Origin of the sequence: Streptomyces sp. NPDC091377 (assembly GCF_044757045.1) — a bacterium.
Taxonomy (GTDB): domain Bacteria; phylum Actinomycetota; class Actinomycetes; order Streptomycetales; family Streptomycetaceae; genus Streptomyces.
In genome coordinates, this window is the sequence record NZ_JBIVUE010000007.1 from 407,432 (window position 1) to 420,259 (window position 12,828).

Genomic DNA, 12,828 nt, shown 5'->3' on the forward strand with positions numbered 1-12,828 from the left:
GCAGCGGCTGCGCCCGGCAGGCATGGCCGGTGCCTCGTGGGGTTCGGACGCGGCATCGATCCGACGTGAGCGAGGACCTGGGGCCGGACGGCGGCGCACAGCCGTGCCGTGCACCGAGGCGACCCACGGTGGTCCTGGCCGGTGATCCTGTGAGCGCGGAGGCCCCCCTGTCAAGATGTTTGCATAATTAATGCCTACGGGTACGGTGTGCGGCATGACGAAGAGGACGGGCCGCAGATTCGAGGGCCACGTAGCGGTGATCACCGGCGCGGCCACGGGCATAGGCGCCGCGGCAGCAAGGCGCCTGGCCGACGAGGGAGCGTCGGTGATCGCCGTCGACATCGCCGACGAGGCAGGCCGAGCGACCGTCGCGGCCATCACGGAGTCGGGTGGCTCGGCCGAGTACCGGCACGGTGATGTGACGTCCGCGTCGATGTGGGACGGCCTCGCCCGGCACGTCGAGACGCACTACGGCCGGCTGGACGTGCTCCACTCCAACGCCTACGCGGTGGTCGTCAAGCCCGCGCACGAACTGACCGAGGCGGAGTGGGACGGCCAGTTGGACGTCACGCTGAAGGCCGCCTGGCTGGGGATCCGGAGCTTCGCCGCGGCGCTGCGCGACAGCGAGGGCGCCGTCGTGCTCACCTCCTCGGTACACGCCCTGATCGGGCTCCCCGGCCATCCCGCCTACGCGGCGGCGAAGGGCGCACTGTGCTCGATGGGCCGTCAGCTCGCGGTCGAGTACGGACCGCAGGTTCGTGTCAACACCGTCGTGCCGGGCCCGATCATGACGGCCGCCTGGGAGCGGGTGGCCGAAGCGCGGCGGGCCGACAGCGTGGCCGCGACGGTGGCGAAGCGGTTCGGTACCCCGGAGGAGGTCGCCGCCGCGGTCGCGTTCCTCGCCTCCTCCGACGCCTCCTACGTCACCGGCACCACCCTTGTGGTGGACGGTGGTTGGTCCGTCGTCAAGGATTCCTCATGACACGTACGAAGATCACCCCGCCGTCATGCCGGCCGGGTCCAAGAGGGGGGAGCCGGCCATGAATCAGCCGACACGCAACCTGCACCAGCAGATCTTCGACATCATCGGGCAGCGGATCATCGCCGGAACGCACGCTCCCGGCGACTCGCTCCACCCGGACCGGCTGGAGCAGGAACTCGGCGTCAGCAAGACCGTGCTCCGCGAAGCGCTGCGCGTGCTGGCCTCGAAGGGCCTGATCGACTCCCGGCAGAAGCGCGGAACGTTCGTCCGCCCCCGCGCCGACTGGAACCTCCTCGACAGCGACCTGCTGCGCTGGCAGGGCGCGAGCGCCGAGGACGAGAACTTCCTCACCAACCTCGGTGAGGTCCGCTCGATCGTGGAGCCGGCCGCCGCACGGCTGGCCGCACAGCGCCGCGACGACGCCGATCTCGCCGCCCTGGCCGACGCGTTGCGCCTCATGGTGGAGGCCGGAACCGACACGCACGCCTCGGTCGAGGCGGACCTCGCCTTCCACGCGTCCCTGCTCGCCGCCGCGCACAACGAACTGCTGACCCGTATGGAGGTGGTGATCGAGGCCGGGTTGCGGGTCCGCGACCACCTCGTCCACAGCGCCGACCAGTGGGCCGACCCCGTACCCGCGCACCGCGCCGTGCTGGACGCCGTACGCGACCGGAACCCGGATGCCGCCGAACGCGCCGTGCAGCACCTGCTCGCCCAGGCCACCGCCGATGTCGACGACCTGATCCACGACCCGGACCGGGGACACCACGCATGAAGATCACATCTCTGGAGACCTTTCTCGTCGCACCGCGCTGGCTCTTCCTGCGCGTCGCCACCGACGAGGGCATCACCGGCTGGGGCGAACCGGTCGTCGAAGGCCGAGCCGAGACGGTCCGCGCCGCCGTCCACGAACTGGCCGACTACCTGGTCGGCGAGGACCCCCTGCGTATCGAGTACCACTGGCAGGTTCTCACCAAGGGGGGCTTCTACCGGGGCGGCCCCGTCCTCTCCAGCGCTGTCGCCGGTATCGACCAGGCCCTGTGGGACATCGCCGGCAAGACGTACGGCGTTCCTGTGCACCAACTGCTCGGCGGCCCGGTGCGCGACCGGCTGCGGGTGTACGCGTGGATCGGCGGGGACAGCCCCGATCACGTCGCCGAACTCGCCCGTGAACAGCTCGACGCCGGATTCACCGCCGTCAAGATGAACGGCTCCGCCCAGATGCGCGCCATCGACACCCCCGCGCAGACCCAGGCCGTCATCGACCGGGTGGCCGCCGTACGCGAGGTGCTCGGGCCCGACCACGACGTGGCGGTCGACTTCCACGGCCGGATGTCGACCGCGATGTCCCGTCGGCTGCTGCCCCTGCTGGAGCCGCTGCACCCGCTGTTCGTGGAGGAACCCGTCCTCCCGGAGAACGCCCGCGATCTACGGCAGTTGGTCGACTCCACCTCCCTCCCCCTGGCGCTGGGGGAACGGCTCTACTCGCGCTGGGACTTCCGTGACGTGCTGAGCACCGGCATCGCCGTCGCCCAGCCCGACCTGTCCCATGCCGGCGGCATCTCCGAGGTCCGCCGTATCGCCGCTCTCGCCGAGATGCACGACGTGTCCATGGCTCCGCACTGCCCGCTCGGACCGATCGCACTCGCGGCATCCCTGCAGATCGGCTTCGCCACGCCGAACTTCCTCATCCAGGAGCAGAGTCTCGGCATCCACTACAACAAGGGGAACGAACTGCTGGACTATCTGCTCGACCCGACGCCGTTCCGCTTCACCGACGGCCATGCCGACCGGCCCACCGGGCCCGGTCTCGGCATCGACATCGACGAGAACGCCGTACGGCACGCCGCCGCGACCGGGCACCGCTGGCGCAATCCCGTCTGGCACCACAGCGACGGGTCGTTCGCGGAATGGTGAACCACGTCCCGCTCACCGCCGAGACCGACGCCGGACTCGGCGGCCGGTGGACCTCCCTCACCGCCGCCGGCCGGGAATGGCTCTGGCACCGGCCGGACCCCGCCCGTCACACCGTCAGACCCGGTGACAGCTTTGTCGACGCGGGCGGCCTGGAGGAGTGCGTCCCCACCGTCCGCGGCCTGCCCGACCACGGAGACGCCTGGTCCCGCCCCTGGCGGCGGGCAGGCGACTCGGACGTGGTGGAAACCCCCGACTTCGTCCTGCACCGGAGCATCGACCACCGCGCAGGCGCCGTACACGCCCGGTACCGGCTGTCCGCGGACCCTGGCTACCGCTTTCTGTGGGCCGCCCACGCACTGCTCGACCTCGGCGCCGGCGCCCGGCTCCACGCGCCTGCGGGCACGCCCACCCGGATCTTCCCGGAGGCCGCCCACCTGATCGACAGGCCCTGGCCGGACCATGCCCCGCACCTGACCGGACCGTGGCCCGCTCCGTACGGTCTCGCCCTGGACCGCTTCGGGCCCGCCGACGGCACCGCCGCCGGCGCCGTGCTCACCAGGTGCTCGGACGTGAGGATCACCGACGGTCCGGACACACTCCGTCTGACCCTCCACACCGGCGCCGATGTCCCCGTCTCGATCGGGCTGTGGCGCAACCTCGGCGGCTACCCGGCCGCCGCCCCCTACCGCAGTATCGGCGTCGAACCCATGCTCGGCGCTGTCTTCGATCTCGCCGAGGCGGGAGAGGGCGAAGCCGCCGTCGTTCCCCGCGGCGGCGAACTGTGCTGGGAGCTGCACGTCACCGCCACACGCGCCACACCTCACGAAAGCACCCCATGAAACTGACCCGACTGCCCCACCACACCCTCGCCATCGTGCGGGGACGTGACCGTGCCGCCGCGCTGCGCACCGTGCTCACCCTCGCGGAAGAGGGCCTCACCGCGACCGAGGTGCCCCTCACGACCACCGACGCCCTGTGGGTGATCGAACAGGCCCGCCGTGAACTCGGCCCCGACGCCCTCCTCGGCGCCGGCACCGTCCTGACACCCGGCCAAGCCGCCCGCGCGGCCGACGCGGGAGCCGGCTTCCTCGTCACACCAGGCGTGGTCGAGGGCCTGGGGACCCGACTGCCCGTGCTGATGGGCGCCATGACACCCACCGAGATCATCTCCGCCACCAGCCACGGAGCCCTCGCCGTCAAACTCTTCCCCGCCTCCCTCGGCGGCCCCGCCTACCTGACGACGCTGCGCGCCCCGTTCCCCGACGTCCCCCTCCTCCCCGTCGGAGGCATCGACGCCGCTGCCGCGCGCGCGTACCTCGACGCCGGGGCCGTCGCCGTCGGCGCCGGGGCACCCTTGATCGGCGATGCCGCCGACGGCGGAGACCTCACAGCACTACGCGCCCGAGCCGCGCAGTGGCGCTCGTCCCTCGCCGAGGCAGCGACCCTATGACCACCGCCTCCGGAATCGAGATCGTCACCGTCGGAGAGGCCATGGCCGCCCTGCGGGCCACCGGCCCGATCAGGCTCGCCCCGGCCATGGAGCTGTCCGTAGCCGGCGCCGAGGCCAATGTGGCCATCGGGCTGTCCCGGCTCGGCCACCGCGTCACCTGGGCCGGGTGCCTCGGCGACGACGAGTTCGGCGCCCTGGTCCTGCGCACCCTGCGCGCCGAACAGGTCGACGTCAGCCACGCCCGCACGGACACCGACGGACGGCCCACTGGTCTCCTGGTGCGCGAGGACGGGATCGGCGACCTCGCCAAGGTCCGCTACTACCGCAGCGGATCGGCCGGCTCGTCGGTCCGGCCCGACGACGTCCTTCCCGCACTCAGGCCCGGGGTGCGCATCCTGCACCTGACCGGAATCACCCCCGCGCTCAGCTCCTCGGCCGCACACGCCGCACGCGCAGCCGCCACCCGCGCCCGGGAACTCGGGACCCTCGTCTGCCTCGACGTCAACTACCGGGCACGCCTCTGGCCGGCCGGGCAGGCGCGCGAGGCACTGCTGCCGCTGGCCCGCACGGCCGACATCCTGGTGGCCTCCGCCGATGAGCTGCACCTGGTCCAGGACGACCCGTCACTCGGCGAAGAGGAAGCCGTCGGGGCCCTGCTCGCCCAAGGCCGCAGCGAGGTGGTGGTCACCCGCGGCGGCGACGGAGCGAGCGTCACCACCCCCGGCGGGACAGTCAGTTCCCCGGTCCGGCCGGTGCCCGTCAGAGATGTGATCGGCGCCGGTGACGCGTTCGTCGCCGGCTACCTCTCCGGCTTCCTCGACGGGCTCGGCGTCCACGAGCGACTGCACCGCGCCACCACCACCGGCGCGTTCGCCGTCACCACCCGGGGCGACTGGGAAGGTCTCCCCACCCGAGCCGACCTCGCACTGTTCGACAGCCCCGCCGGCACGACCCTGCGCTGACCCGCCGAGGGCGACCCCGCGCCGACCCACCAAGGAGTCCCCATGCACCAGGACCACCCCCCGGCGGGCATCTGGGCCCACGGCGACCACGAACTGGGCGAAGGCGCCCGCTGGGTCGACGGGCGGCTGGTCTTCGTCGACATCCTCACGGGACGCCTCCTCGAAGCCCCCGGTCCCGCCCCCTGCGCCGTGCGTGAACTGCTGCGCCTGGACGTCCCGCTCGGCGCCGTCGCCCCCGTTCACGGACGCCCGGGCCACTGGATCGCCGCCGCAGGGACCGGCATCGCCCTCATCGCCCCCGACGGACACACCGAGTGGCTGGCCCGCCCCGAGGACCACACCCCCGCCCCCACCCGGATGAACGACGGTGCCTGCGACCCCCACGGCAGATTCTGGGCCGGCAGCATGCCCTACGACGCCACCCCCGGCGCGGGATCCCTCTACCGCACCGATCGCGACGGCTCCGTCCACCAGGTCCTCGACGGCCTCACCATCGTCAACGGGCCCGCGTTCACCCCCGACGGCCGTCAGCTCTACCTCGCCGACAGCGCGGCCGGTGTCATCCACCGCTGCGCTCTCGACACCGACGGGAACATCACGGCCCGCGACGAGTTCACCCGCACCGCGTCCGGCGGCTCCCCGGACGGCATGACCGTCGACACCGACGGCCACCTGTGGGTCGCGGTCTGGGGCCACGGCACCGTCCACCGCTACACACCGGACGGCACACTGCTCACGACGGTGTCCCTGCCCACCCCGCAGCCCACATCGGTCTGCCTCCCGCCACACGGCGGCAGCCTGCTGGTCACCACAGCCCGCCACGCCATGACAGGCGACCCCGGCATCGCCGGATCGGTCCTCCACCTCCCCGTCGACGCCGCAGCGCCGCCAGCCCGCGCCTACGACGATGCAACCGGGACGTCGTGAACGAGTGCCCCGGCATGTTCCCCTACGCCGAGCGGTGTTCGGACGGGCAGGTGTCCGAGGACGTCGACGTCAAGGCGGCCGACGTGATCGCCGTCGACCCCCTCGACGCCAAGCCGACGTAGGCGGGCCTGGTCAACGCGGTGCAGGTCGGCATCCGGTTGGCGGTCACCCGTCGGGCGCGTCCGGCCCGTCGGGCGCGCCCTCCCCGCCCGCCGTCCGGTCCGAGTGGCCCAGGGAACGTCCCGGGGCCACCCGGTCACGGACGAGCCGCTTGACCGCCGTGGGCTCCGGGAAGCCCTGCTCGCGGCGGTCCCACACCGCCTCGCCGTCCACGCGGACGACGAAGACGCCTCCGGTGCCGGGCCTGAGCGCCAGTTCGGTCAGCTCGGCCTCGAAGGTGGTGAGGAGTTCCTGCGCCAGCCAGGCGGCACGGGGCAGCCAGCGGCACTGGGTGCAGTACTCGATCTCGACCCGGTGGTTCATCGCGGATGCACCGTCCCGTCGGTCTCCACGGACGGCCTGCCGTGCAGATCGGGAACCTGCTGGAGCCACTTGGGACGCCCGCGACGGGTGTGTGCCGCCCGGCGCTCCTCCTCGGCGGCGATCTCCGCGCGCGAGGGGAAGCCCGTGGGCAGCCACTCCCCCGACGCGCGGACCCGGGCGTGCAGGAAGGTGACGTAGGCCGCGCGGACCGCGTCCGGGGTGGCGAAGCCCGGCTCGTCCGCCAGCCAGTCGTCGGGGACCTCGGCGACGATCCGCCGCAGCAGTTCCCCGGTCACCCGGGGCGCCAGTTCCGCGTCGGCGGCCCGGAGGTCCGGGGCGTAGTGGCCGAGGGCGTGATGGCTCAGGTCGTAGCGCCTGGCCGGGTCGGTACCGCCCCAGCGGTGGTGGAAGACCAGCGCCGCGCCGTGGTCGATGAGCCACAGCCGGGGGCGGGCGGTACCGAACGTGGGCCAGACCATCAGGTTGGAGCTGTGGATCGTACGGTCCACGTTCGCCGTGAGCGCGTCGAGCCAGACGATCCGGCCGGCCTCCAGCGGGTCGACCCGGAACTCCCCGGCGACCTCCGGGGTGAAGTCCCGGGCACCCGGCAGATAGTCCATCCCGAGGTTGCGGCCCGCGCTGGCCCGGTGCAGTTCGCGGACCTCCTGGTGAGGCTCCTCCGCGGCGATCGCCGGGTCGAAGTCGACGAACACCAGCTCAGGGAAGCGCAGTCCCAGCGCCCGGGCCAACTCCCCCACGATCACCTCGGCGACCAGCGCCTTGCGGCCCTGTGCGGAGCCGGTGAACTTGACGACGTAGGTGCCGAGGTCGTCGGCCTCCACCACACCGGGCACGGAGCCGCCGGAGCGCAGGGGTTCGAGGTAGCGGGTAGCGGTGACCTCTCTCAGCATTTCCCCAGGCTATACGGCGCGGGTCCTTGCGGATCAGGATCGGGGTCGGCCCTCAGCCGTTTCCGACCCCCAGAGAGTGCCATTCCTTCAGTATCGGCCGACCGTTCCCTCTGACGGTGTTGACGGAGTAGGAATACGTCTGGCCTTTGCGGATGGGGAGGGTCAATGAGGTCGAGAAGCCCTGCGCGGAGCCCGGAACGTCCATGGAAACGACGGTGTAGGTCTGTGAACCCACAGTGATCGTGGCACGGGTCTCCCCGTCGCCCGGAGTCTGGAACTGGGTCCCCCTCACCACGAGGAAGCCATCGGTTTTCGCGGTGATCTGCGTACGAAACGGGGTCGAGATGTTTCCTTCCCCGACGCCCGGGGACTGAAGCATCGCGACCGGCGCCTCGGCGGTGATGCCCCAGGTGCCCCGGATGGTGAGACCGGCGGTGGTGATGGTGTCGGCCTCAAGGGTGCCGGGCGTCTCCATGTTTGTCACCGACACGCTCTTGGCGGCGAGTTGCTCGGTGTAGGTCCTGGCCAGAGTGGTCTTTCCGGTCACCTTCAGGGTGTCGGCGACAGCCACGCTCGCGGGTGTGAGGGCCGGGTCGGACACGGTGAGGGTGAGGGTGTCGTAGAGGAAGACGCTTGAGCCGCCGCCCTGGGTGCCGCTGAGGGAAGCGACAAGGATCAAGGTGGTGTCACGGGTGACCACCCCCTCCGGGACGATCCAGTTCTTGTCGGAGCCCTTGTAGAGCGCTGTGGTCTTTCCCTGGCCGTAGATCTCGAAATAGGTGCCGTTGCTCTCCCATTGGAGGCGGATAGAGGCCCCCTTAGCGAACTCGGTGGAGATGGCCGTCGGTGTGGCCGGAGCCGTGGCGATGAAGTTTCTGACGTAGAAGTCGGCCGGGTTCTTGCGCACCATGAGGGTGGTCTCCTTCGTCGTGAAGGTGCTGGGGTCCGGGGAGGTGCCCGAGGTTTCCTGGATGCGGACGGGGACGTCGCCGACGCGCTGGTTCACCGTGCCGTGGAGGGCGAGGGCGAGGTTGTCGGGGACGCGGGGGTGGGTGCCGGGAGTGCTGTTGTCGAAGATGAGGGTGGTGGAGTAGTTCTGGCCGGTGCCCGGGGTGTCCCGGAGGTCGGCGTTGCTGGAGGGCGTGGTGGTCGGCGACCAGGTGTTGGTGTTGACGGAGGCGGTCGGCGGGGCCGTGAAGAGGCTCGTCTCGCCGGGGCCGACGGGCACCGAGATCATGATGCGGCTGACGTACACCGCGGGGCCGGACGGCGCGGTGACGGCGATCGCGAGCTGCGTGTCGCGGGTGCCCGTGGGGAGGTGGGCCGGGGTGGGGGTGGCGGTGTAGGTGAGCAGGGCGGGCGGCATGTCGGTGTTCCTTCGGGGCGGGTGGCGGGTGCGTCAGGACGGGGTGGGGTCGGATGCCGCCCGCTGGGGACGGAGCGGCGCGCCGGCGTCCGGGGGGCTGTCGGTGCCGGCGTCGGTGACGAACTGGAGCCGGCCCTCGCGCAGGGTGTTGGCCTCGGGGCCGGTCGTCGGGGTGGGTGAGGTCTTGGCCAGTTCGTAGCCGGTCCAGGTGCCGGACGGGTCGGGTTCCCACCAGGACCAGGTGCCGTTCTGCTCGGCCGGGGTGGGGTGGGCGATCGCCTTGGCGTGGGCGGGCGCGGTGGCGCCCTCGGCGGGCGAGGGGGTGAGCGTGGTCAGCAGCGGACCGGCCCGGAAGGTGATCTCCAGCGCGGTGAGCGCGTTCTCGATGTGCTGCTGGGGCAGGTCGTACTGCTTGACCGGGAGGATGCCGGTGTGGGCGTGGATCGCGGCGCGCGGGTCGGCCAGGACGGTGAGGTCCAGGGTGTCGGCGGGGTCGAACGACAGGGTCGGGTAGTTGCCGGCCGGGGTGGTGGTGCCGACGGGGCCGATGACCTTGACGTAGTCCTGTGCGGGGGTGGCGGGCGGGGCGGCGGTGCTGTGGAAGACCGTGTGGTCGGATCCGGTGAAGTAGCCGATCACCCCGTCCTGGCGGGTGGCCTGGTCCCCGAGGCGGACGGCGAACCGGTGGGTGAGGAAGCCGGGTGGGGCGGCGTCGAAGGTCGCGGTCCATCCGCTGTCGTCGCGGGCGGGGCCGTCGAGCTGGAAGCGGAGCCGGGTCCGCAGCAGGGCCAGGGGGCGGCCGATGAGGAGGGAGAGGTGGGTGTCGGCGCGGTTGCCGAGGGGGTCGGTGGTCCACAGGGTCGCGTCGATGGTGGCGAGGAACGCCAGGAACCCGGCTTCGGTCGCCAGCTGGGGGGAGGTGAGCACGGAGTGCAGGCGCGGCGCGCGGGTCCGGACGTCGGCCAGGGTGAGGCGGGTGTGCGGGGGCGGGGTCCAGTCGCCCTTCTTCTTTCCGTCGGCCTGGGTGTGCAGGCCGAATTCGCCGAGGGCGGTGCCGTCGGGGGCGAAGACCAGGATGCTGTTGTCGAGGTGGTTGGGCAGGATCCAGCCGGAGACCGGGTTGACGTCGGGGTCGCGTTGGAAGACCCGGTCGTCGTGGGAGTCGAGGAGGCGGATGTCGAGCCGGGCGTGCTGGAGGAGCCGGGGCGGGAGTTGGAGCACCGAGGCGATGTGCGGGACGAGGACGCGGTCGGGGGTGAGGGCCGGGTCGATCTCCAGCGGGAAGTTGGTGTAGTCGAACACTCCGCTGGACGGGTCGGACTCGATGATGTCCAGGGTGCGGCCGAAGGTGTCGTAGAGCTTCAGGTCGGTGAAGTGGAAGCCGCCGTGGACGGTGCCGTGGTAGGGCTGTGCGGGTCCGCCCGCGAGCAGGGGCGCGGTGTCGACCTGGCTGCGGGAGGCGCCGGGCAGGGCCGGGGCGGTGGGGTCGCCGCGGTGGCCGATGAGTGCGTCCAGGGGCATTCCGCCGATCCGGTCGGCGGTGGTGGGGCTGCGGAAGGGGCGTGGGTCGCGCAGGGCGAGGGAGGAGTGGAAGCCGCTGAGTTCCTGGGTGAGGAGTCTCCAGCCGTAGGTGGTGGTGATCAGTTGGTCGAGCCGCGCGATGTCGCTGTCGTTGCCGTACTGGCGGACCCAGGAGTCGAGGCGGTCGCGGAACAGGGTGCGGGTCTGCGGGCTGAGCAGGCTGATGCCGCTGACCGTGCGCTGGACGGTCGCCGACTCGGGGACGGCGGCGGTGAGCCGGTAGTCGTGGCCGTCGAAGGTCCAGTTCGGGGTGGTGCCGGTGGTGAGGGGGGCGTGGGTGTAGGTGCCGGACCACTCCAGGAACAGCGGGGTCCACGGCTGCTTCCAGCCGGTGAGGGGCTGGTGCGGGAGGGTGCCGGTCCAGCGGGACGGGTCGCGGCCGGTCATGGCTGCGGCGATCTGGTCCCTCGGGAGGCCGGTGGCCGTGGCGAGGGCGGTGGCGTTGCCGGGGTCCAGCAGCAGGGACTCGGTGAGCAGTTCCGGCGCGGCCGTGTCGGTCGGCAGTTGGGACAGCGCGCCGACCTGGGTGAGCAGGCCACTGACCGCGGTGGCGCCGATCGCGGCTCCGGCGCCGGTGGTGAACTGGGTGAGCAGCGCGGTCCGGGGACGTACCGTGAGGGGCCCGGTGCGGACGGCCGCGCGCGGGGGTTCGACGCCGGAGACGATCACCGCCGGGTTGTTGCCCTGCCAGTAGCGGGGGGCGGCGACGGCTTTGAGGGTCTTGCCGGCGTCGAGGGCGTTCTTCTTGGCGAACTCGGTGATGCCCTTGCGCAGGGCCTCCTGCGGGTCGGTGGTGTTCGGGTCCGGCCGTGGCACTCGGGTCAGCAGGCCGCGCACGGTGTTGAGTTGGGCGATGAGCTGGGCGGCGGCGCTGCCGCTCTTGGCCGGGTCGAGTTCGGCTGCCAGCTGCTGGGTGAAGGCGGCGAGGTCGGTGATGCCGTGGGGCGGGGCGGGCCAGGTGTTGGTGGCGGACGACAGGAAGCCCTGCTTGAGCCAGAGTTCGTGGACCTGGTGCTGGAGGCCGTGGAGGGTGGTGAGGGCTTGGTCGAGTGCGGTCTGGTCGTTGTTGAGCTGGTGCAGCCAGCGCTGTTCGTCGGCGGTGAGGGGGGCGTCGGCGCCGTCCTCCGCGGTGTTCTGGACGATGGTCCAGGAGTACCCGCCGGGTCTGGCCCCGTACCAGGTCCCGCGGATGGCCCGGTCGAGGAGGGCGTCGCCGTGGGCCTCGTTCAGGTGGGGCAGCAGATCGTGCTGGAAGGCTTGCAGCAGCCGGGCCGCGCCGGGGTCGCCGAGGCGCTGCTTGATCAGGGCGGTGAAGGCGTCGGTGGGGGTGTTGCCGACGCCCACGTTGAGTTCCCCGCTGTCGCGGATGGTCTCCAGGGGGTCACCGGTGGGGGCGGGGCCGGTCCGGTTCCAGTCGACGGAGAACGCGGCGGCGTGGTAGACGCTCCGGGTGGCGGGGGTGGTGGGGGCGCCGGTGGGCAGGGTCCAGTCGAGTTCCTTCAGCAGTGCGGTGTAGGCGGCGGCGTCGCCGCCCGCGCGGGCCAGGATGTCCTGGGCGGGGTCGGAGTACCAGCCGAGGACGTGGTAGCCGAGGGTGCCGGTGTCGATCTTGTCGAGGGGGTCGTGGAAGGAGAACACCCCCGCGTGGTGGGCGACATAGCCGCTGAAGAGCGGGTTGCCCGGTGCCATGGCGGTGAGGAAGAGGCGCTGTCCGGGGGCGCGTTCGGACCACTCGGCGAGCGGGAAGGCGACGCCGAGGCGGGCGGCCTGCACGGTGCCGGCGGCGGCGTCGAGAGTGACGGCCCGCCGAACCGGGTCGGCGGAGGACTTCCAGTCGGTGATGAGCCCGGGGTCGGCGAGATAGAGGCTGGTGTGCTCGGGGTCGGCGGTGAGCGGTGCCCGGGGGGTGAGGGGGCAGTCGCTCTCCAGCACCCACGCGGTCAGGGTGCGGGTGGTGGTGCCGTGGGTGCGGACGACGAGCCAGCGGTTGGGCACCAGGGGGTAGGTGTCGTGGGATGAGCCGGGGGGTGAGTGGCGCAGGGCGTCGGGCAGTGTCCAGCTCAGATGGACTCCTTCCCGGGGGCCGCCCTCGGAGCGGTCCAGGGCCGGGGGCTGGGGGCTCTGCCAGTGCGACAGGGCGAGGTAGTTGAACTGCCACCAGCGAAAGGTGTCGCGGGCGAGTACGGCCTGGTTCGCCACCAGGACGTCCAGGTGCAGGGGTACGGCGAGCGGCGCGGCGGGCATACGGG

At 72.0% G+C, this 12,828-nt stretch carries 12 protein-coding genes; 8 read left to right on the forward strand and 4 right to left on the reverse strand.

Annotation, left to right across the window (positions count from 1 at the left end; translation table 11 throughout):
* The first annotated feature begins 214 nt into the window (after positions 1-214).
* Genes ACIQNG_RS18640 through ACIQNG_RS18675 form a run of 8 tightly spaced genes read left to right on the forward strand, consistent with a single transcriptional unit; the run spans position 215 to position 6,360 of the window.
* Positions 215-982: an SDR family NAD(P)-dependent oxidoreductase gene (locus tag ACIQNG_RS18640; RefSeq protein ID WP_401424965.1), complete on the forward strand. Its 768-nt coding sequence runs from the start codon at positions 215-217 to the stop codon at positions 980-982.
* Positions 983-1,040: 58 nt separating this feature from the next.
* Entirely contained in the window at positions 1,041-1,757 is a 717-nt protein-coding gene (locus tag ACIQNG_RS18645; RefSeq protein ID WP_401486185.1) for a FadR/GntR family transcriptional regulator, read from the forward strand.
* On the forward strand, positions 1,754-2,899 hold the full coding sequence (dgoD, locus tag ACIQNG_RS18650; RefSeq protein ID WP_401424969.1) for a galactonate dehydratase: 1,146 nt from the start codon (positions 1,754-1,756) through the stop codon (positions 2,897-2,899). The genes ACIQNG_RS18645 and dgoD overlap by 4 nt, the downstream gene beginning before the upstream one ends.
* Positions 2,893-3,738, forward strand: a complete 846-nt coding sequence (locus ACIQNG_RS18655; protein WP_401486187.1) for a hypothetical protein — start codon at positions 2,893-2,895, stop codon at positions 3,736-3,738. The genes dgoD and ACIQNG_RS18655 overlap by 7 nt, the downstream gene beginning before the upstream one ends.
* Positions 3,735-4,349, forward strand: coding sequence for a bifunctional 4-hydroxy-2-oxoglutarate aldolase/2-dehydro-3-deoxy-phosphogluconate aldolase (locus ACIQNG_RS18660; protein WP_401486189.1), 615 nt, complete (start codon positions 3,735-3,737; stop codon positions 4,347-4,349). The genes ACIQNG_RS18655 and ACIQNG_RS18660 overlap by 4 nt, the downstream gene beginning before the upstream one ends.
* Entirely contained in the window at positions 4,346-5,311 is a 966-nt protein-coding gene (locus ACIQNG_RS18665) for a sugar kinase (RefSeq protein ID WP_401486190.1), read from the forward strand. The genes ACIQNG_RS18660 and ACIQNG_RS18665 overlap by 4 nt, the downstream gene beginning before the upstream one ends.
* Before the next feature lie 42 nt (positions 5,312-5,353).
* Positions 5,354-6,238, forward strand: coding sequence for an SMP-30/gluconolactonase/LRE family protein (locus ACIQNG_RS18670; RefSeq protein ID WP_401486192.1), 885 nt, complete (start codon positions 5,354-5,356; stop codon positions 6,236-6,238).
* Entirely contained in the window at positions 6,235-6,360 is a 126-nt protein-coding gene (locus ACIQNG_RS18675; RefSeq protein ID WP_401486194.1) for a hypothetical protein, read from the forward strand. The genes ACIQNG_RS18670 and ACIQNG_RS18675 overlap by 4 nt, the downstream gene beginning before the upstream one ends.
* A gap of 43 nt (positions 6,361-6,403) precedes the next feature.
* Here ACIQNG_RS18675 and ACIQNG_RS18680 read toward each other — a convergent pair whose 3' ends face one another.
* The 4 genes from ACIQNG_RS18680 to ACIQNG_RS18695 are packed head-to-tail and all read right to left on the reverse strand — an operon-like array spanning position 6,404 to position 12,823.
* A complete protein-coding gene (locus ACIQNG_RS18680) occupies positions 6,404-6,721 on the reverse strand; it encodes a SelT/SelW/SelH family protein (protein ID WP_401486196.1) in 318 nt (105 codons plus the stop codon).
* Positions 6,718-7,632, reverse strand: coding sequence for a HipA family kinase (locus tag ACIQNG_RS18685; RefSeq protein ID WP_401486198.1), 915 nt, complete (start codon positions 7,630-7,632; stop codon positions 6,718-6,720). The genes ACIQNG_RS18680 and ACIQNG_RS18685 overlap by 4 nt, the downstream gene beginning before the upstream one ends.
* Positions 7,633-7,684: 52 nt before the next feature.
* The gene (locus tag ACIQNG_RS18690; protein ID WP_401486200.1) at positions 7,685-8,998 is read right to left on the reverse strand and encodes a hypothetical protein; all 1,314 of its coding nucleotides are present in this window, start codon (positions 8,996-8,998) and stop codon (positions 7,685-7,687) included.
* A 33-nt stretch (positions 8,999-9,031) separates the two neighbouring features.
* Positions 9,032-12,823 (reverse strand): hypothetical protein, encoded by a 3,792-nt coding sequence (locus ACIQNG_RS18695; protein WP_401486201.1) that lies wholly within the window; start codon positions 12,821-12,823, stop codon positions 9,032-9,034.
* Between the last annotated feature and the right edge of the window lie 5 nt (positions 12,824-12,828).